The sequence below is a fragment of the Pseudomonas sp. PAMC 26793 genome (genome assembly GCF_000313235.1).
GTDB lineage: Bacteria > Pseudomonadota > Gammaproteobacteria > Pseudomonadales > Pseudomonadaceae > Aquipseudomonas > Aquipseudomonas yamanorum.
The window spans coordinates 71,846-89,971 of record NZ_AMXG01000058.1; the positions used below are offsets into that span (position 1 = coordinate 71,846).

17 protein-coding genes are annotated in these 18,126 nt (G+C 57.9%); 11 read left to right on the forward strand and 6 right to left on the reverse strand.

The genetic code is table 11. The features are described from left to right. Positions 1-30 precede the first annotated feature (30 nt). A complete protein-coding gene (locus D109_RS0130795; protein WP_026078331.1) occupies positions 31-1,113 on the reverse strand; it encodes a 4-oxalomesaconate tautomerase in 1,083 nt (360 codons plus the stop codon). 165 nt (positions 1,114-1,278) lie between these two features. Here D109_RS0130795 and D109_RS0130800 point away from each other — a divergent pair, with 165 nt between their 5' ends. Continuing rightward, positions 1,279-2,169: a LysR family transcriptional regulator gene (locus D109_RS0130800; protein ID WP_017480301.1), complete on the forward strand. Its 891-nt coding sequence runs from the start codon at positions 1,279-1,281 to the stop codon at positions 2,167-2,169. Positions 2,170-2,191: 22 nt separating this feature from the next. Here the strand turns inward: D109_RS0130800 and D109_RS0130805 are convergent, their stop codons facing one another. Then, positions 2,192-3,097 (reverse strand): LysR family transcriptional regulator, encoded by a 906-nt coding sequence (locus tag D109_RS0130805; RefSeq protein ID WP_017480302.1) that lies wholly within the window; start codon positions 3,095-3,097, stop codon positions 2,192-2,194. Positions 3,098-3,194: 97 nt separating this feature from the next. Here D109_RS0130805 and D109_RS0130810 point away from each other — a divergent pair, with 97 nt between their 5' ends. The 4 genes from D109_RS0130810 (at position 3,195) to D109_RS0130825 (ending at position 7,969) form a co-directional block, all read left to right on the forward strand. Further along, the gene (locus D109_RS0130810) at positions 3,195-3,986 is read left to right on the forward strand and encodes an SDR family NAD(P)-dependent oxidoreductase (RefSeq protein WP_026078332.1); all 792 of its coding nucleotides are present in this window, start codon (positions 3,195-3,197) and stop codon (positions 3,984-3,986) included. Positions 3,987-4,155: 169 nt separating this feature from the next. Next, positions 4,156-5,556 (forward strand): aspartate aminotransferase family protein, encoded by a 1,401-nt coding sequence (locus D109_RS0130815; protein ID WP_017480304.1) that lies wholly within the window; start codon positions 4,156-4,158, stop codon positions 5,554-5,556. Positions 5,557-5,626: 70 nt separating this feature from the next. After that, positions 5,627-6,994, forward strand: coding sequence for a glutamine synthetase family protein (locus D109_RS0130820; RefSeq protein WP_017480305.1), 1,368 nt, complete (start codon positions 5,627-5,629; stop codon positions 6,992-6,994). A gap of 225 nt (positions 6,995-7,219) precedes the next feature. Continuing rightward, positions 7,220-7,969 carry an SDR family NAD(P)-dependent oxidoreductase gene (locus D109_RS0130825; RefSeq protein ID WP_017480306.1) on the forward strand — a complete coding sequence of 250 codons (750 nt, stop codon included), beginning with the start codon at positions 7,220-7,222 and terminating at the stop codon, positions 7,967-7,969. Here the strand turns inward: D109_RS0130825 and D109_RS0130830 are convergent. Further along, the gene (locus tag D109_RS0130830; protein ID WP_026078333.1) at positions 7,966-8,886 is read right to left on the reverse strand and encodes an AraC family transcriptional regulator; all 921 of its coding nucleotides are present in this window, start codon (positions 8,884-8,886) and stop codon (positions 7,966-7,968) included. The two genes, D109_RS0130825 and D109_RS0130830, sit on opposite strands and share 4 nt — an antisense overlap. A gap of 185 nt (positions 8,887-9,071) precedes the next feature. On the opposite strand from D109_RS0130830, the gene D109_RS0130835 reads away from it, so the two are divergent. Continuing rightward, positions 9,072-10,175 carry a P1 family peptidase gene (locus D109_RS0130835; protein ID WP_026078334.1) on the forward strand — a complete coding sequence of 368 codons (1,104 nt, stop codon included), beginning with the start codon at positions 9,072-9,074 and terminating at the stop codon, positions 10,173-10,175. Positions 10,176-10,179: 4 nt separating this feature from the next. Here the strand turns inward: D109_RS0130835 and D109_RS0130840 are convergent, their stop codons facing one another. Further along, entirely contained in the window at positions 10,180-10,962 is a 783-nt protein-coding gene (locus D109_RS0130840; protein WP_017480309.1) for a helix-turn-helix transcriptional regulator, read from the reverse strand. A gap of 124 nt (positions 10,963-11,086) precedes the next feature. On the opposite strand from D109_RS0130840, the gene D109_RS0130845 reads away from it, so the two are divergent. After that, positions 11,087-11,902, forward strand: coding sequence for a carbon-nitrogen hydrolase family protein (locus D109_RS0130845; RefSeq protein WP_017480310.1), 816 nt, complete (start codon positions 11,087-11,089; stop codon positions 11,900-11,902). Positions 11,903-11,941: 39 nt separating this feature from the next. Next, complete coding sequence (locus tag D109_RS0130850) at positions 11,942-13,042, forward strand: polyamine ABC transporter substrate-binding protein (protein ID WP_017480311.1); 1,101 nt, start codon at positions 11,942-11,944, stop codon at positions 13,040-13,042. Positions 13,043-13,155: 113 nt separating this feature from the next. Here D109_RS0130850 and D109_RS01000000132255 read toward each other — a convergent pair whose 3' ends face one another. After that, the gene (locus D109_RS01000000132255) at positions 13,156-15,546 is read right to left on the reverse strand and encodes a response regulator (protein ID WP_050555094.1); all 2,391 of its coding nucleotides are present in this window, start codon (positions 15,544-15,546) and stop codon (positions 13,156-13,158) included. 338 nt (positions 15,547-15,884) lie between these two features. Between D109_RS01000000132255 and D109_RS0130860 the strand changes: the two genes are divergently transcribed. Further along, positions 15,885-16,139, forward strand: a complete 255-nt coding sequence (locus D109_RS0130860) for an Lpp/OprI family alanine-zipper lipoprotein (RefSeq protein WP_017480313.1) — start codon at positions 15,885-15,887, stop codon at positions 16,137-16,139. Next, the gene (locus tag D109_RS0130865) at positions 16,129-16,554 is read left to right on the forward strand and encodes a hypothetical protein (protein ID WP_256219627.1); all 426 of its coding nucleotides are present in this window, start codon (positions 16,129-16,131) and stop codon (positions 16,552-16,554) included. The genes D109_RS0130860 and D109_RS0130865 overlap by 11 nt, the downstream gene beginning before the upstream one ends. 24 nt (positions 16,555-16,578) lie before the next feature. Here D109_RS0130865 and D109_RS0130870 read toward each other — a convergent pair whose 3' ends face one another. After that, positions 16,579-17,271, reverse strand: a complete 693-nt coding sequence (locus D109_RS0130870) for a VIT family protein (protein WP_017480315.1) — start codon at positions 17,269-17,271, stop codon at positions 16,579-16,581. Positions 17,272-17,445: 174 nt separating this feature from the next. Between D109_RS0130870 and D109_RS0130875 the strand changes: the two genes are divergently transcribed. Beyond that, the gene (locus tag D109_RS0130875; protein WP_017480316.1) at positions 17,446-18,099 is read left to right on the forward strand and encodes a BON domain-containing protein; all 654 of its coding nucleotides are present in this window, start codon (positions 17,446-17,448) and stop codon (positions 18,097-18,099) included. Positions 18,100-18,126: the final 27 nt, after the last annotated feature.

Consider the following 18,126-nt stretch of genomic DNA (forward strand, 5'->3'; position numbering starts at 1 on the left):
CGGATGCAAAAATGCCAACGACCGCCGGAATTATCCGGCGAGGCGCCGAGAGCCCGTGGCGTAGACGTAACCTGAAAAAAGCCTGCGCGCGGTGCGTACGACGGACGCTTGAATTGTCTCACCGTTGACGCCGGTGTAGGACAATACGACATCAATCCCGCCGCTGGGATGTTCGATACGCACGGCTTCAAGGCGCGGCGTACTGATCCCGCCGAGCATTTGCGAGACGACGCTGCCTTCTATCACGCACGCGGTAGCCAAACCAATCGAGCCAGTAATGGCCAGCGCACGGTGGCAGTTGTGCGGCATGAAATAGCGAACCTGAATCGTACCGCCGGCTTTCGCTCGCGATACCAGGACCGGTTTGGGAATCACCTTGTCGCTGACATCGCCCAAGCCCATGGCCTGGCCGGCCTGGATCCGCAAAGACTCAAGGCGACGCAGGAATTCTTTATCGGCGTCCAGTTCCGCTGGTTTCTCATCGCCACGCTTGCCCAGTTGACTGGCTTCGATGAGCACCATGGGCATCGCCATGTCGATACAGGTCACCGCAATGCCATCGATGACGTCCTGCGTGTTGCCGGTCGGGAAGAGTTTGCCGGTCTTGCTGCCGGCCGCATCGAGAAAGTTGAGTTGCACGGGCGCTGCAGTACCTGGCACGCCATCGATGGCGGTGTCGCCCTCATAACTGACTTTGCCATCCGGTGTGTACACCTCGGAATGGATAAAGGTCCCGGTGTTCACATTGCGAATGCGTACACGGGTGCGCCCTGGATTGCCTTTGACCAGACCCTGTTCAATGGCGAACGGCCCGACCGCGCACAGCATGTTGCCGCAGTTGGGGGCGCTGTCGACCCGGCGTTGCGAAACCATCACTTGAACGAACAAGTAATCAACGTCTGCGTCCGGGTGCAGTGAAGGGCTGACAATCGCGACCTTGCTGGTTTGCGGGCTGCCCCCACCGATACCGTCGATCTCCAGCTCATGGCCGGAGCCCATCAGGTTGAGCAGAAGCTCGTCGCGCGCTTCAACGGCTGCCGGCAAATCCCAATCAAGAAAAACCGGGCCTTTAGAGGTACCACCGCGCATCAGCACACAGGGAATTCTTTGCATGATCCTGACTCTTGTTGATCAATTGACTTAATTGATGTTCTTGGAGCAAGAGTCGCAAGCTTTAAAAAATGTTTCAAATGCAAAAATTGATGAGATTATTGCGTTTTACAAATGATGAATTTACGCTGAATTACTTTTTGACGCCTTCTGCGGATGAGATAAGACATGGAATACGAGCTGAACGACATTCGATCCTTCGTGAAAATCGCCGAACTTGGCAGTTTTCACGAAGCTGCCGATGCCTTGCATCTGTCTCAACCTGCAATCAGTCGTCGGATAAAAAAACTGGAAGAGGGGTTGGGCACCGCGTTGCTCGATCGCACCACCCGCAAGGTCAGCCTCACGAGCGTCGGCCGCGACTTTCTGCCAAAGGCACGTCGGTTGCTGGATGACTTCGATGAGTCGATTCTCAATATCCGTGAACTCGCCGAACGCCAGATTGGCCGGGTGACCCTGGCATGTATCCCTACTGCCGCTTTCTATTTTTTGCCGTCAGTCATTCGTTTGTATAACGAGCGCTATCCAAAAATCCGGATTCGCCTGCTGGATTTGAGCGCCAATGAAGGGCTTGAAGCGGTACTGCGGGGGGAAGCCGACTTCGGTATCAACATGATGAGTGGGCAGCATCCGGATATTGAATTCGTGCCATTGGTCAGCGAACCTTTTGTATTGGCGTGCCGGCGTGATCATGAATTAGCCGGGCGCAGCTCGGTCACCTGGTCTGAATTGAGCGATTACCGTCTTATCGGGGTAGGGCGCCTGAGCGGTAACCGCATGCTGCTCGATCACGCCCTGTCTGGCTTGAGTTGGAGGCCGCAATGGTTCTACGAAGTCCAGCATCTTTCTACTTCGTTGGGGCTGGTGGAGGCGGGCCTGGGGGTTTCGGCGATGCCGAGCCTGGCCATGCCGGCGCAAGATCATCCAACCCTGGTCAGCGTCCCGTTGATCGAGCCGGTTGTGAACCGCTCTTTGGGCTTGGTCTACCGCCGGGGGGCGTCGCTTTCGCCGGCGGCGGAAAAATTCGTCTCGATACTGCTTGAGCAATGGCCGCAATGAGCCATACGGCGAGTATTTTTTCTCAAACACGACGCGGCTCGCCCTCGGCAATCTTGCGCATCAGGCTCAGGTAGCGACTCGCTGCCAGCCCCAGGGGGCGGTTCTTTACCCAGATGATATCGACCCATAACCGCATCTGACTTGGCATGTAGTCAAACACCACCTCCGTCAATGCGCCCGAGGTGATCAGGGGTTGTACCAGCGGTTGTGGAAGATAAGCCCAGCCCAATCCTTGCTGCACCAGGTCCAGCGTTGCCAGATAGTTGTCGCTGTGCCAAATCCGCCGTGACAGCACAACACGTGGATCAGAGTCTGTAGGGCCTCCAGTCGCAACGATGATCTGCCGAACGTTGACCAGCTGCTCTTCACTCAAAGGGCGTTTCTTGCCGGCGGCCGCAGGATGATCAGGAGAGGCAACGGCTACCAACAATTGGCTCCCTGCTTCAAGAAACGTCTCCCGCTCGTCAAGCCCTGGTCGTTCAAATCCCAGTGCCAACTGCACACGCCCTTCATGGAGCATGCGCATCGCCTCCGGATGGGACGCGGAGCGGATCTCGATTTCAAGCGTGGGGAACTCGCTGGCGATAATGGACAGCGGACGATTCCATACGCCTGTTTGCAACTCCGGCGCCATCGCAAGGACCAAGCGCTCCTCCAACCCCTGATGAAGCTGGAGCGCATGGGCGTCCAGCAGGTTTAACTGGCTGGCGACCTGGCGTGCCTGGGGCTCCAGTGCTTTGGCGGCGGCCGTAGGAATGGCTTTGCGGGTTGATCGGTCAAACAGCAATAAATCCAGCTCTGCTTCAAGCTGCGACACCGCCATGTTAATGGCCGAGGGTACCCGGCCCAATTTGCGCGCGGCGGCAGAAAAGGAGCCGCTGTCGACAACCGCAAGGAAAACTTTGAGTGACTCACTGGTAAAGGCCATAGCAGTTGTCAAATTTTCTGATAATGATCGTCTTTATTTATCAGATTTATTCGCCTAATTTCCACCCCTATTACCAATTAAGTACGTGGGGTACACCATGTTAAATACTGATTTGAGGGGGCAGGTGGCACTTGTCAGTGGTGCCGGAAGTGAAGCGGGTATGGGTATGGCGATCGCACGCAGGCTGGGTGCAGCGGGCGCGAGATTGATCATCACCGCTAGCAGCAACCGCATCGAGGATCGAGTTAAAGAGCTGCTCGCAGAAGGGTTTGAAGTTGAAGGCCGGGCAACTGACCTTACCGATGAAAGTCAGGTGCGTGAATTCGGCCTATGGGCCGCGTCAGTCTGGGGGCGGGTCGATATTCTGGTGAACAATGCCGGTATGGCCATGCAAGGAAGCCCTGAAGTCTTCTCTGAATTGGCAACGATGGAACTGCATGAGTGGAATCTTTCACTGGCCAGAAACTTAACCACCGCTTTTCTTCTGACGCGGGCCGTTTTGCCCGGGATGAGGGCGAGAAGTTACGGGCGCATTGTCAATATCAGTTCCACCACGGGCACCCGGGGGAGCAATCCGGGGGAAGCCGCTTATAGCGCCGCCAAGGCAGCGATGGTGGGCATGAACATGGGGCTTGCGCTTGAAGTCGCCAAGCAGGGGATTACCGTCAACAGCGTGGCCCCCGGCTGGATCACCACGGGCTCAACCACGCCCGTTGAAGCCGAGGCGGGGCGCTTCACCCCGATTGGGCGCGCAGGCAGCCCCCGCGAAGTGGCGGCGGCGGTTGCATTTCTGGCATCGCCTGACGCCAGTTACATCACGGGGGAAGTCCTCGTGGTGGATGGCGGGAACTGTTTGATCGAGAACAAAGCCCCTCACGGCGATTATTAAGTTTGAATACGCTCCAGCGCGCTCAATCCACGATATTGGGCGGGGGGCTATAACCGAGATTTATAAAAGCGCGATGTATCAAAGAACAGTTGAGTTCCTTGAGTCGTATCCGGCTGTCATTCAGCAACGGACTTTTAATTAATTTGATAATTAACATAGGGTATTGATCATGTCGAAAAGTGGAATTAGTGAATCAGCGATTGCTGCTTTTACCGCCTCCGAGCGTGCCCGGTTTATAGAAAACAACCCCACTTCACTGGCGCTGGCCGAGCGCGCCAAGGCGAATCTGTTCAACGGTGTGCCCATGCACTGGATGAGCGATTGGTCCATGCCTTCGCCGCTCTTTGTCCAGCGTGCCAAAGGGGCGCGCTTCACCGACGTTGACGGGCATGAATACATAGACTTTTGCCTGGGCGACACCGGCACGATGTTTGGCCATTCACCTGATCCTATTGTCCGCGCCATAACCGAGCAGGCGAATAATGGCTTGACCACGATGCTGCCGGGCGAAGACGCGGTGATCTGCGGCGAGTTGCTGGCCCAGCGATTCGAGCTGCCTTACTGGCAAGTGACCGCCAATGCGACTGACGCCAACCGGTATGTGCTGCGCTGGGCGCGCGCTATCACCCAGCGCAACGTCTTGTTGGTGTTCGATGGCTGCTACCACGGCACCGTGGATGACGTGATGGTGCGCTACCGCGATGGCAAAACAGTGCCCCGTTCAGGTCTTGTGGGCCAAGCCTACGACTTGAGCCAATACAGTCGATCCATCCCCTTCAACGATGTCGCCGCACTGGAGGCGGCGTTAGCCCAGGGCGATGTGTGCGCGCTGATGTGCGAGCCGGCGATGACGAACATTGGCATGGTCCTGCCGGATCCGGGGTTCATGCAAAAGTGCCGGGAGCTGACCCTTAAATATGGCAGCCTGTTGGTCATTGATGAGACCCACACTATTTCCACCGGCCTCGGTGGATGCACTCGCCAGTGGGATTTGAAACCCGACTTTTTCGTGGTGGGTAAACCCATTGCCGGTGGCGTGCCTTGCGCGGTGTTTGGCGTTAGCGAGCCAGTCGCCTCGGCCATGCGCGACGTCCAGAAGACCATCAGCGAGGAGAGCGGCGGGCATGGCCACAGTGGCATGGGAACGACGCTGTCCGCCAACGCACTGGCGATGCGTTGCATGCGCGTCAGTCTCGAAGAGGTCATGACCGAGTCTGCGTACGAGCACATGTTGCCCCTGGCCTCAAGGCTGGCCCAGGGATTTCGAGGGTTGTTCAAGCGACACCACCTGAACTGGTCTGTCACAGAGTTGGGCGCGCGTTGTGAGTTTCAATTCTGCGCTACCTCGCCAAGAACAGGCGCGCAAGCCGAGGCGGCTTTTCATGACAGCCTTCAAATGGCGCTGCATCTTTATCTGATCAATCGCGGAATCCTGATCACGCCTTTTCACAACATGACCCTGTGCTGTCCGCAAACAAGTGATGCGGATATCGACAGGCTGATCGGTGAGTTGGATAACGCGCTTTCCACGCTGCTTGCCCTACCTGGAGCGCGGGTTATCCCTTCATAACGGCACGCCTGAAAACGCCATTGTTCTTAAATACTGTCCAGTCGCTTGAATGAGCGCCAAGAGGTTTGACATGCAATTTGCTGATAAAAAAGAGGCCGTAGATTATCTGGCCGCCCACCCTGAAGTACTGAGCATCGAGTTGTTTCTTATCGACGCAAACGGTGTTCCACGGGGCAAACTGTTGCATCGCAACGAACTACTGGCGATCTACGAAAGTGGTCGGCCGCTGCCAAGTTCCATTCTCGCCTTGACCGTGCAGGGTGAAGACGTAGAAGACACTGGCTTGGTCTGGGATGTCGCTGATGCCGATTGCTGGACCTACCCGTTAGCGGGAAGCCTGACCTTGCAACCTTGGCGCACTCATCCCACAGGCCAAGTGCAGGTAAGCATGCACCCGACCCAAGGCATTCCCGCCGCACCGGCCGACCCGCGACACGTACTGGTGCATGCCATTGACCGGCTGAAAGCCGATGGATTCCACCCGGTAATGGCCGTTGAATTAGAGTTTTACCTGCTGGACCAACAACGCGATGCCAACGGTCGGCCGCAGCCAGCGTTGCAGACTAATGGCGTCCGCCCTCAGGCACCGCAGGTTTATGGCATTTACGAGTTGGAGCAGCTTCAACCTTTTCTTGATGATCTCTACGCTGCGTGCGCGCTACAGGGGCTGCCGGTACGTACGGCCATCTCCGAGTACGCTCCAGGCCAAGTCGAATTGACGCTGGAGCATCGTTTCGATGCGCTTCAGGCTATTGATGAAGGCGTACGTTACAAGCGCCTGGTCAAAGGTGTAGCCAATAAACATGGACTACAAGCGTGCTTCATGGCCAAGCCGTTCAGCGACCAGGCCGGCAGCGGTATGCACCTGCACGTCAGCCTGGCCGACGAGGAGGGCAATAACCTGTATGCGAGCGAAGACCCACAGGGTACGCCACTGTTGCGTCACTCAATTGGCGGGATGATGGCGACCCTGTTTGACTCGCTGGCAATATTTTGCCCCCATGCCAATTCCTATCGCCGGTTCCAGACCGGTAGTTACGCGCCGCTGGCCAAAAGTTGGGGAGTAAACAATCGTACGGTGTCGTTCCGCGTCCCTGGAGGCCCCGCAATAAGTCGGCACATCGAACACCGCATTTGCGGGGCCGATGCCAACCCGTATCTTGCCGCTGCCGCATTACTTGCCGGCATTCACTACGGCATCACTCGTCAAAGCGATCCCGGCGCGGCGATTGAAGGAAATGGGTATGAACAGGCAACTGATTTCCTGCCTACCGACTGGCTAACAGCGTTGCAGGCCCTGCAGGATTCAGCTTGGGCACACGAGGCGCTGGGGGCCGAATTCCTTAAAGTGTATCTGGCGATCAAATGGCGCGAGTTCCGTAAATTCAACGCCGAAGTCGGGGAGCAGGACTGGCGCTGGTACCTCACGCACGCATAAGTGTTGGCCCGTCAGCATGACCTGATAATGGAGCGCTGACGGCACCGACTCAGCTGTATTTACGAACGACGTGGGACAGCGTACTGAGGGAAATCACGCCCGCGTCACCGCGTATCACGGCTGGACGATCGCGAAGCTTTTTTGGAGGACTGGCTATTAACCCGCCTGGGCGTTGCTCCTAAGCTGGACTGACTGATTTTCAGCCAGCAACAGAAGGGTGTGAACATGAAAAAGCTGCACAAGAAAGTCGCGCTGGTGACCGGTGCTTCCAAAGGCATCGGCGCGGCGATTGCCAAGCAATTGGCCAAGGATGGCGCCACCGTGATCGTTAACTACGCCAGCAGTCGTGAGGATGCCGACCGCGTGGTCGAACAGATTCTGCAGACTGGCGCCAGGGCCTACGCAGTGCAGGCCGATGTTTCCAACAGCACTAACCTTAAGGCCCTGTTCAAAACCATTGTGCATGAGCATGGCCACCTCGACATCCTGGTCAACAATGCCGGCGTCTATTCCACCAACCCGTTGGCTGACATTACGCAGGAGGAGTTCCACCGCCAATTCAACCTCAATGTCCTGGGGCTGATCCAATGTACTCAGGCAGCGGTTGAGGTATTCAATTCGGCGGGTGGCAGCATCGTCAACATCAGCTCCAGCGTTACCTCGTTCACACCGGCCAACTCGACGGTGTACACCGCCTCCAAAGCGGCGGTCGACGCTATTACCCGCACCTTGGCCAATGAGTTAGGGCCCAGGAATATCCGTGTCAATTCGGTCAACCCAGGGTTGGTGGTCACCGAAGGTGTGCATGCCAGCGGCTTTTTCGAAGAGGCGTTCCGCCAGAAGATCGAAGCCATTACGCCGCTGGGTCGCATCGGTCAGCCCGAGGATATTGCACCCGCCGTCGCGTTCCTGGCGTCGTCGGATGCAAGCTGGATTACCGGTGAAACCCTGATCATCGGCGGCGGCCTGCATTAAGCCTGGGCGGTGTGCCCGCGCACATAGTGGCGGGGCGATTGCGACATGACGCGCTTGAACGCCGTGCTGAAGGCGCTCTCGGACTCATAGCCTAATGAAAACGCGATGGTGGAAATGGAGTCATCGGAGCTCTTCAGCCGGTCGCTGGCCAGCAGCATGCGCCAGCGCGTCACGTACTCCATCGGTGCAGCACCGACCACCTGCTTGAAGCGCAATGCGAACGCCGAGCGCGACAGGGTTGCCAGCTGCGCCAATTCCAAGACACTCCAACGATGGGCCGGGTCAGCATGGATCGCGCTCAGGGCTACGCTGAGGTGACGGTCGGCCAAGCCGTAAAACCAACCGACGCCACTGCCGTCCAGGTTCGCCAGGTGGGTGCGCAGCACCTCGACCAGCATCAGGTGCGCCAAGTGTTCGTTCATCAGCGAGCGGCCGGGGCGCTTCTGCTGCAGTTCCGAGGTGAACCGCTCCAGCGCCCAGCGCAGGATCGATGCCTGCGGTTCATTGGCCTGTACGTGGACCAATGAAGGCAGGCTGCTGAGTAACAACTGGGCGGGTACACCGCTGAAGTCAAAGCGGCCACCGACCAACTGGACGTCGTCACCGCCGTAATGCAGGGCCAACTCGTCCGCCGCGAGCGTTTGAAAGTGTCCGTCGGAGTTCATTACCGCTTGGGACATATCGCTGTAGAGCGAAAATGGCATGCCGCGGGTCATGAGAAAACAATCGCCCTGGTGAAGGCGCTGCGGCTGCTGCTCACCTTCCACATGCAACCAGCAACTGCCCTTGACCACCGCCGTGAACTTGATGCCTTCGCGCTCAGGAAAGGTGAATGCCCAATCACCGCCCAAGGAGAGTGTGGCGGAGTGGTAATTACGCACCCTCAACAATGAAAGCACGTCGGACAGAGGATCCATACATCACCTGGCTGGACGGAAAATAAAGTAATCAGCAGTTTATAACAGAGATAATCCAGATTTCACGCATAAATGGCCGATGCCGACCTAACGCCCCCGGGGTAACAATTGGGGGTTATCGCCAGTGGACAGTCCCCAACCTAGACTCGTAGCACGTCCTTCACTCGACTATTGAGAGTTAAAACATGCGCTTACGAGACCTTGGCATCGCAATCGGTACAGGCACACCTGGGGTGTTCAACGGCATCACGGATGTGCCCGGTGTACGGGTGGGGCATCACACGCTCAATGCTGAAAGCCGCGATGGCTCGATACACACCGGTGTGACCGTCATCGAGCCGCGGCCGATTGCGGCCCATTTGGCTCCGTGTTTTGCAGGCGTTCACGTACTGAACGGCAACGGTGACGCCACCGGCCTTGAATGGATTCGCGAAGCAGGGTTGCTGACCACGCCGATTGCCTACACCAACACTCACAGCGTCGGCGTGGTACGCGATGCGCTGGTGGCCGCTGAGCGCGACATGGGTAAGCAACACACGTACTGGTGCATGCCGGTGGTGCTGGAAACCTACGACGGCATCCTCAGCGATATCTGGGACCAACACGTCAGCGCCGAACATGTTCACGCCGCCCTGGCCGATGCCCGCAGCGGCCCGGTGCAGGAAGGTTGCGTCGGCGGCGGCACTGGCATGATCTGCCATGAGTTCAAAGGTGGCATTGGCACCTCATCGCGGGTTCTGAGCAGCGAGGAGGGCGGTTGGACCGTCGGTGCATTGGTGCAGGCCAACTATGGTGTACGCGACGCACTGCGTGTCGCGGGTTACCCCGTGGGCAGCGTGTTGAAGGACATACCTTCGCCCTACAGCGGCCCGGTGAATGTCGGCGTGCCCGGCATGGGTTCCATCGTGATCACGATCGCTACTGATGCGCCATTGCTGCCTCATCAGTGCACGCGCCTGGCCCAGCGAGCGAGCATCGGGTTGGCACGGGTCGGCGGCGGCACCGAAGACGACAGTGGGGATATCTTCATTGCGTTTTCGGTAGGCAACAGCGGCCTGCCGGTCGCCAATCTGGGGCATCCGGGCCCCGCGACGACGCCCTTGAAAATGGTCAACAACGACTACATGACAGCCTTGTTCGTGGCCGCAGCGGATGCTGTGGAGGAGGCGATCCTCAACGCGATGTTGGCCGCCGACGACGTGCAAGGTCGCGGCAGAAAAGCCCTGGCACTCAAGCCTGAGCAGTTGTTGGCGGCGATGGCGAAAGTCGGTTGGGCGCCTCAGCCTTGAAGGCCTAGTCCTGAGCCTGGAGAAACAACAGGAATAGCTCAGACTGGGACTTGATCCCCAGCTTGTTGTACAGGTGCCGGCGGTGCACCTTCACGGTCTCGGCCGAGATCGCCAGCTTGCGCGCGATCTCTTTGTTCGAGCAGCCACTGAGCATCAATTGGGCAACCTCTGCTTCGCGGACCGACAGTGCGGAGCTGATTTGCAGCGCGGGTGACTGCAGACGCTCCTGCCAGTCCGCTGCCGGTTCCGGCGTGCTCTTGAGTTCCTGTTCAAACACGCAACGCTGGCGCATCAAACCGGCCACCCACGGCTGGATCAGCTTCAGTAATGCGATTTGCTCCTGGCTGAAGCGGCAGTGGCTACCCAGTGACAGGCTCAGGGTCCGCTCAGGGTCCAGTTGCACGTTTATATGAATCTCGTCAGCCACCACGTTCAGCCGAAAGTAGCGTTGGTAATAATCGGTCTGTTCGAAACATTCCGGAGCGACATCGTCCAGTTGGAACAGCCCGCTTTTCGGCGATTCCCGATTGGCCAGGTAAAAGGGATCGAGCAGGTAGAGCCCTTTGAGATAGTCCTGGAAGAGCGAATCGCTGCTGCCATCTTCATTCTGGGATTCGGCGAGAACCTGAGGCCTGCCGTCGCTGAAGATCAGCACCACCCAGGTGTCCAGCGGCACATATCTGCCGAGCAAACGCGCCATTGATCGCCAGAAGTGCGGGCGGTCCAGGGTCTCGATCAACCGGCCGACCGAGTCATGCCAAGCCACGTCCTGCAATGTCAGATTCATCTCACTACCCATTCGGGGGTACCCCATCGAAGTGATTTTTTGCCACGTAGGTACAGCCCATACTCGTTTCAGGCCGGCGTACACACGGTGTCCGTACGGCCTCAACTATACGCAAGGATCAGCCATGAACATTGAACTCATGCAGTTAGCCGGTCGCGATGGCGATACCGCCTATAACCTGAGGCGGGCCTTGGAAGCCATCGCCCACTGCGACGCGGACACCGACCTGTTGGTGTTTCCTGAAACCCATTTGATGGGCTTCGTCGCCGGTGATCGGCTGGCAACGGTTGCAGAAACCCTCGAAGGCCCGACGCTGCAAGCCGTGCAACAGGCAGTACGCGAACGGGGTGTTTCGGTGGTCATCGGCCTGGTCGAGAACGATGCGGGCGTGTTCTACAACACTTCGGTACTGGTTACGCCTGATGGGCTCTCACTGGGTTACCGCAAGACACACCTGTGGCCCTCGGAGCGGGGCGACATCACTCCTGGCGACCGCTTCGGCACGGTGCTTTTCAACGGTGTGCGTATCGGCATTCTGATTTGCTACGACATCGAACTGCCGGAAACCGCACGCGCACTCGCCCAACTGGGCGCCGAGCTGATCATCATCACCAACGGCAACATGGACCCTTACGGCCCGGTGCATCGCACCGCGATCATGGCCCGGGCCCAGGAAAACCAAGTGTTCAGCGTGATGGTCAATCGCGTGGGGCAGGGCGATGACGGCCTGGTGTTTGCCGGCGGCAGCGCTGTGGTCGACCCGTTCGGCCGTGTGCTGTTCGAAGCCGGGCGCGAGGAAACACGGCAAATGATCAGCCTCGACCTGACCCAAGTCCAAGCCGCCCGCGCGGATTATCACTACCTCAATGACCGCCGCCTGACGCTCCCCGGTGAGACCGTGGAACACGCCGACGGGCGCCGTGAATTACTGATTCGCTGATCTCGCTTTACCCCCTCATAACAATAATCGGGAGTTCTCATGATCGCCATTCGATGCATGCAATGGAGCCTGGCTGCGGTCTTCAGCAGCCTGGTGCTTTGCGCTCAAGCCGCCGAACCGAAAGTCAATATCTACAACTGGTACGACTTTATTGCCCCGGACACGCTGAAGAACTTCCAGGCGCAGACCGGCACCCAGGCCGCGTATGACGTGTTCGATAACAGCGAGGTCATGCAGAGCAAACTCATGGCCGGGCGCAGTGGTTATGACGTGGTGGTGGCCACCGGAGACCTGTTGCCGAACCTCATCAAGGCCGGTGTGCTCAAGGAATTGGATCGCGCGCAACTGAGCAATCTGTCTCACCTTGATCCGGATATTCTGGCGAAGGTGCAAACCAACGACCCGGGTAATCGCTACGCCGTGCCTTACTTGTGGGGCACCACGGGAATTGGCTATGACGTCGATAAAGTCCGGGCGATCCTGGGCCGCGATGCACCGGTCAACTCCTGGGATTTGATTTTCAAGGAAGAAAACCTCGCCAAATTGGGCGAATGCGGTGTGGCTATGCTGGATGCGCCAGGCGAGATCATCCCCATCGCCTTGCATTACCTGGGCTTGCCCTATAACAGCCAGAATCCTGATGACTATTTAAAAGCCCAGGCGTTGCTGCTGAAGCTGCGCCCGCATATTCGCTACTTCGATTCTTCACGGTTTATTACGGACTTGGCCAACGGCAATATCTGCGCCGTAGTGGGATGGGCCGGCGGCGTAATGGACGCCAAGAAAGCCGCCGACGCCGCCGGCAGTGGCCGGAAGATTCAGTACAGCATCCCCAAGGAAGGCGCGCCGGTCTGGGTCGAAAGCCTGGTGCTGCTCAGCGATGCGCCGAACCCTCAGCAAGGGCTCGCCTTCATCGACTATATGCTGCGTCCGGAAGTGATTGCGCAGTCCTCCAACTACCTCAGTTACGCCAACGCCAATAAGGATGCCCGCAGCCTGGTAGATGAAAAGGTCAGGGACAATCCCGGTGTCTATCCTTCGAAAGCGGTGCTGGATACGCTGTTTCCTTTGGAGCCGTTGCCACTGAAGATGGAGCGGGTGCGTACGCGGATCTGGAGTAAGGTCAAAAGTGGTACTTGAGGCAGCGGCAAGGTGAAGTGAGCCGCCCTTGGTTGAGTAGACGGGTTCAATGCCTGCTCTTGGCCAATCCTGTTGAAAAAGTCGGTTCTCGCTGCGCTATCGTTAACGACACATTAGTTTTTATGCGTCTCGCTTGAGCCTGAGGCGGTTTTAGCCAAAGTCAGCGGATTGGCTGCAAGTGCAATACGCGCTAATGCTGGAATGGATTTGGAACGCGTACGGTTCATGATCGAGGCCCGGTGATTTTCAACCGTGCGCTGGCTGATTCCCAGTTCAGCCGCAATGTTTTTACTCGGGTGACCGGCCAGCACCATGTCCATGATTTGCCGCTGTCGCAGAGTCAGGCTCTCGATGCAATGGGTCGCCTCCTGGCGCCAAGCCAGTTTTTTATTCGCGTCGAGTGCATGCTCCAGGGCGCGCGCAACACTGTGAAGGACTTCGCTGCGGCCAAACGGCTTTTCAATAAAATCTGACGCCCCCGCCTTCATGGCATCCACCGCGACCGAAACCGGGCTGCTATCGCTGATCATTACGGCGGGCAGGTCGTCGCCGTTGCGCCTCAATCGGTGCAGGAGCTCAAGCCCCTCCATGCCTGGTGCATGAGCATCGACGAGCAAGCACGCGCGCCGGCCCGGCGAGTAGTCCGCTAGAAACGCCTCGCATGTCGCGTAGTCCTGGACGAGATAGTCACTGGACTCCAGGACGCCGCGGATCGTATCGCGAAAAATATCATCGCGATCCACGACGAAGATGATGGACGTCGTTGTTTCGCGTGGCTCGGTTTCCTTGAGTTGCCTGCCTTCAGCCAGCGCCTGGCGTTGCCGTGCAAGCAGAGACCGAATGACAAAAGTGACCTCTTTGAGTTTGGCGGGCTTGTTGAGCTGGGTGCAGTGCTCAAACGCTACATCATGGGAGGTTTGACGCGAAATATCCCCGGTCAGCACCATTGCGGGAATAGTGCGGCGCATTTTCTTGCGCAACTGCGCGATCATTTGTAAGCCATTGATCGGTCCTGGCAGGTTGAAGTCTGCCAGGATCAGATCGGGTTGCACGCCACCATGGGTGACACTCTCCAGCGCGGTCTCCGCGTCGTTCGCCATGGCGACTTGGTAACCTTCAGACTTGAGCAGAGCACCCAGCAACTCTAGCAATTCCACGTCGTCCTCGACCACCAGGATCATTTCACTGCCCGGTACGCGGCCTGGCTTCTGTGGAACGGTTTCTGACACGGCGCCTGGCACAGCGATGGCCTTACGAGACAAGGCAACATCAATGGCGAATGCCGAGCCTTTTGCGAGACTCGATTGCGCACGAAACCGATGCCCCAACACCGCACACAAGCGCTTAACAATCGGCAAGCCCGCGCCATGCATCAGGCTTGGGGTGTCGACCGGCACCGCCTCATCAATGATTGATTCCAGCTCTGGGGGGCCAATGCCGACGCCGGTATCCCAGACTTCAATACTCAACCACGCACCGTGGCGGCGGCACCCCATGAGGACGCGGCCTTCTCGCGTGTACTTCAGTGCGTTGGAAAGTAAATTGCGCAACATCTGTTCCAATAAGCGCGGATCACTTTCAACTAACAGCTGGCAAGGCACGACCTTGAGTTTCAAACCTTTGGCACCGGCCTTGTAGTTAAACTCATCGGCAAGTCTATCCAGCAGGTCACTCACTCTGAAACTGACAGGGTTTGCCAGTATTTCGCCGGTCTCAATGTGGTTGATATCCAGAAGGGCATTGAGCATTCCGGACATGGCGCCCACGGTTTCGCCAATCCTGGCCGTCAGTTTCCGCGGCTGCTCATCTTTCAGAATGCTGAGCAACAGCCCTTGCAACAACTTGAGTGTTTGTAACGGCTGGCGTAAGTCATGGCTGGCGGAGGCGAGAAAACGTGACTTGGTGGCCGTTGCCAGTTCCGCTTTGTGTGCCAGGCTTTTGATCTCCTGGGTGGCCTGTTTTTTGTCACAGCTATCCGTAAAGGTAATGACCACCCCTTCAACAAAATCATCTTGTTTGTTATAGGGTGAAATCCGCCGGGTAAAGCTCACGCCACTGCTAGATTCAACGTCACGTTCCAGCGGCGTCATCTCACGCATGACGGTTTTGGCATCATCCAGCAGGTTGATATCAGTGGCCATCGGGCGCAGGTCCGCCAGTGGTCGTCCAATGTCCTGAGGAAGAATGTTGAACAGCGACTGACTGGCCGGGGTGAACAAACGGATATTTAGATTGGCATCCAGCAGAATCGCAGCGATGTTAATGCTGTGCAGCACATTCAGAGACACCAATGACGCCGCCCGCTGCTGCTCGAGGGAGCCACGAAGCTGATCGGTCATCTCCGTCAGTTCTTTGTTCAGCGCGCGCATTTGATCAATGGAGTCAGTCGACGGGGAAGGCGTCAACCGCGGTTTTGAGCTCGGCGTTGCAGCATCGGCTAAAGACGATGGGGTTATCACCTTGGGCGTGGCCGTTCCAGCGTCGAGCGGAAGGCGAACAGGCATAGCGATTTACCGCAGCAATGCGTTCCGAAGGAACACGTCTTTGGATCCTACACTCCTTTAGTGGCTACGCAATGTCCACGTTTGCGGGGTGTGCGGCTTAACGACATTGCGCGTTGCATTCACGCCAGGCCACCTGAACATTATCCAGCCATTGCTGAGCCGCACGTTCCTTTGCATAGAAAAGGCGCCGCATAAGTGTCCGACCGATGGTTGTGGTCGAACCTCTTGGGTGCAAAAACCTTCTAGGTAGTTTCCGAGCCTGCTGCGGTATCCAGGAAACGGATAACGTGTCCCCTGCAGCACCGGCACCGAGTATTCAGTTTAAAAGGAGCGACACAATGAGAAGACTCATCCTGATCACACCCCTGATCTTGAGCCTGGTTTTGACCGCCGGTTGCAGCCATCGGCGCCAGGAAGTGGACGCAAGGATCAGCGGCGCCGAAGACATGGCAACCGCAGCAAGGGTGCACGCGGATGAGTCAGCCATAAAGGCCGACCAGGCACTGCAGGCCGCGCTTGCGGCAAAAAAATCGGCAGACGAAGCCAATCAGCGGGCGCAATTGATGCTCAAGAAGGCCGGACGTGCCAATTAACCCTGTCGGTATGTTGCCCTTGAACGTCATCGCCTGGCTCGGACTCGCCTGCGTATGCCTGGCCGGCTGCAGCCAAACTCCGCCAGAAACAGCCGTCACGACACCGGACTCGATCGAAAGCCTGAACCAACCCCGTATCAAGGTGCCGGTTGCCGCCAAGGAAGAACGCGCTGCCAAGACCAAGGCATTGGCTGGGTTTGAAGGAGGAGGGTGGGTGTTCGACCCGGTCTACGCCACCGCAGTGAACGCCGATGGCCGTGACTTGGCGGTGTGTGGCTTTGCACACCAGCCGGGAACCGAAAACTCGGTATCTTTCGCCTACTATAACGGCGAGCTGTTCCTTTCAGATGACCGGGCGCCAGCAGGCGTCAGTGTCGAGAATCAATTCCTGACACTGATCTGCTCCCACTCCTGAATCCTCAGGCTGAAACCTGTTGCGCTAAACCACTGCCCCGAATACCCGGCCCACCACCGCAGTAATGATCATCGCCAACGCTCCCCAAAACGTCACACGCCAGGCGCCCGCCAACAACGGCGCGCCTCCGGCCTTTGCGGCGACAGCGCCCAGGGCCGCCAAAAACACCAGTGACATGATCGATATCCAGAGAATCACGTGCTCTAGCGCCACTACCAAGGTAACCCCGACCGGCAACGCGGCCCCAACGATGAAACTCGTCGCCGAGGCAAACGCTGCAGAGAGGGGTTTGGCGCTCAGCTCCCTGGAGATACCCAGTTCGTCCCGTGCGTGCGCCCCCAAGGCATCGTGGGCCATCAACTGAACCGCCACCTGCCTGGCCAGCTCCGGCTCAAGGCCACGCCTGACATAAATCTGCGCCAGCTCCCGGTGTTCAGCCTCAGGCTTGGTCTCAAGCTCTCTTTTCTCTTTTAGCAGGTCGGCGTGTTCGGTGTCGGCCTGGGAGTGCACCGAAACATACTCACCTGCCGCCATCGACATGGCGCCCGCCACAAGCCCTGCGACGCCCGTGACAATCAGCGAGTTGTGCGTAGCGCTGGCGGCCGCCACGCCGATCAGCAGGCTTGCGGTTGACACAATTCCATCGTTTGCCCCCAGCACCGCAGCCCTGAGCCAGCCGATTCGGCTGCTGTTGTGGGTTTCTGCATGACGACGCATGAATTTGGTCATTGGCGTTGGCCTGTTACGCGATGGCTCGGACCCAGAGTGTAGGTAGTTTCCGAGGCTACTCACCAGACATTCAGGCGCCTAACGTGAATGGCTCTGCAGTGTCTTTGTCGCGCCGACTGCCTCGGCGTAATGACCTGCAATCACCTGGTCGGGAGCAATGACATGAAAATGGACAGGCAATTGAAAAATGACGTGCTTGCAGAGTTGCGCTGGGAGCCGTCAATCAATGCCGAGCAAATCGGGGTCGAGGTTCAGGATGGCGTGGTGACTCTGGCCGGGCACGTCGACAGCTTCGTTGAAAAATGGGCTGCCGAAGAAGCTGCCAAAAAAGTCTCGGGGGTTCGCGCGCTGGCAGTCGAAATAGACGTGAAATTACCAAGCCTGAGCCAGCGCACCGATGCTGATATCGCCCGTTCTGCCGACAGCGCCCTGGAGTGGACAACGTATCTGCTCAAGGACTCCATCAAGATCCAGGTCGAGGGCGGCTGGGTAACCCTGGGCGGCGATGTGGAATGGGAATACCAGCGCCGGGCGGCACTGGACGCCGTTCGCAACCTGATGGGCGTCAAGGGCATCACTAACAACATCGCCATCAAGTCAACAGTATCGGCCAAGGATGTGAAGTCAGACATCATCGAGGCGCTCAACCGTCGGGCCATTATTGACTCGCACAAAATCAACGTGGAAGTCCAAGGCGCCAACGTGACGCTCTCCGGGACTGTCGACAGTTGGGCCGAGCGCGACCTGGCGAGACATTCTGCCTGGGGGACAGCCGGCGTCCAGAATGTACAGAACAACATTATTGTCGCGCACTGATCTTCGCCCGGTCCGGGCGGTTCAAGG

What these genes read in the sequence shown, in the direction of transcription:
- D109_RS0130825 (WP_017480306.1), top strand. Translation starts at nt 7,220, where the DNA reads ATGAAAAAGCTGCACAAGAAAGTCGCGCTGGTGACCGGTGCTTCCAAA.
- D109_RS0130805 (WP_017480302.1), bottom strand. Translation starts at nt 3,097, where the DNA reads ATGGCCTTTACCAGTGAGTCACTCAAAGTTTTCCTTGCGGTTGTCGAC.
- D109_RS0130845 (WP_017480310.1), top strand. Translation starts at nt 11,087, where the DNA reads ATGAACATTGAACTCATGCAGTTAGCCGGTCGCGATGGCGATACCGCC.
- D109_RS0130870 (WP_017480315.1), bottom strand. Translation starts at nt 17,271, where the DNA reads ATGCGTCGTCATGCAGAAACCCACAACAGCAGCCGAATCGGCTGGCTC.
- D109_RS0130860 (WP_017480313.1), top strand. Translation starts at nt 15,885, where the DNA reads ATGAGAAGACTCATCCTGATCACACCCCTGATCTTGAGCCTGGTTTTG.
- D109_RS01000000132255 (WP_050555094.1), bottom strand. Translation starts at nt 15,546, where the DNA reads ATGCCTGTTCGCCTTCCGCTCGACGCTGGAACGGCCACGCCCAAGGTG.
- D109_RS0130800 (WP_017480301.1), top strand. Translation starts at nt 1,279, where the DNA reads ATGGAATACGAGCTGAACGACATTCGATCCTTCGTGAAAATCGCCGAA.
- D109_RS0130840 (WP_017480309.1), bottom strand. Translation starts at nt 10,962, where the DNA reads ATGAATCTGACATTGCAGGACGTGGCTTGGCATGACTCGGTCGGCCGG.
- D109_RS0130820 (WP_017480305.1), top strand. Translation starts at nt 5,627, where the DNA reads ATGCAATTTGCTGATAAAAAAGAGGCCGTAGATTATCTGGCCGCCCAC.
- D109_RS0130835 (WP_026078334.1), top strand. Translation starts at nt 9,072, where the DNA reads ATGCGCTTACGAGACCTTGGCATCGCAATCGGTACAGGCACACCTGGG.
- D109_RS0130795 (WP_026078331.1), bottom strand. Translation starts at nt 1,113, where the DNA reads ATGCAAAGAATTCCCTGTGTGCTGATGCGCGGTGGTACCTCTAAAGGC.
- D109_RS0130875 (WP_017480316.1), top strand. Translation starts at nt 17,446, where the DNA reads ATGAAAATGGACAGGCAATTGAAAAATGACGTGCTTGCAGAGTTGCGC.
- D109_RS0130830 (WP_026078333.1), bottom strand. Translation starts at nt 8,886, where the DNA reads ATGGATCCTCTGTCCGACGTGCTTTCATTGTTGAGGGTGCGTAATTAC.
- D109_RS0130815 (WP_017480304.1), top strand. Translation starts at nt 4,156, where the DNA reads ATGTCGAAAAGTGGAATTAGTGAATCAGCGATTGCTGCTTTTACCGCC.
- D109_RS0130810 (WP_026078332.1), top strand. Translation starts at nt 3,195, where the DNA reads ATGTTAAATACTGATTTGAGGGGGCAGGTGGCACTTGTCAGTGGTGCC.
- D109_RS0130850 (WP_017480311.1), top strand. Translation starts at nt 11,942, where the DNA reads ATGATCGCCATTCGATGCATGCAATGGAGCCTGGCTGCGGTCTTCAGC.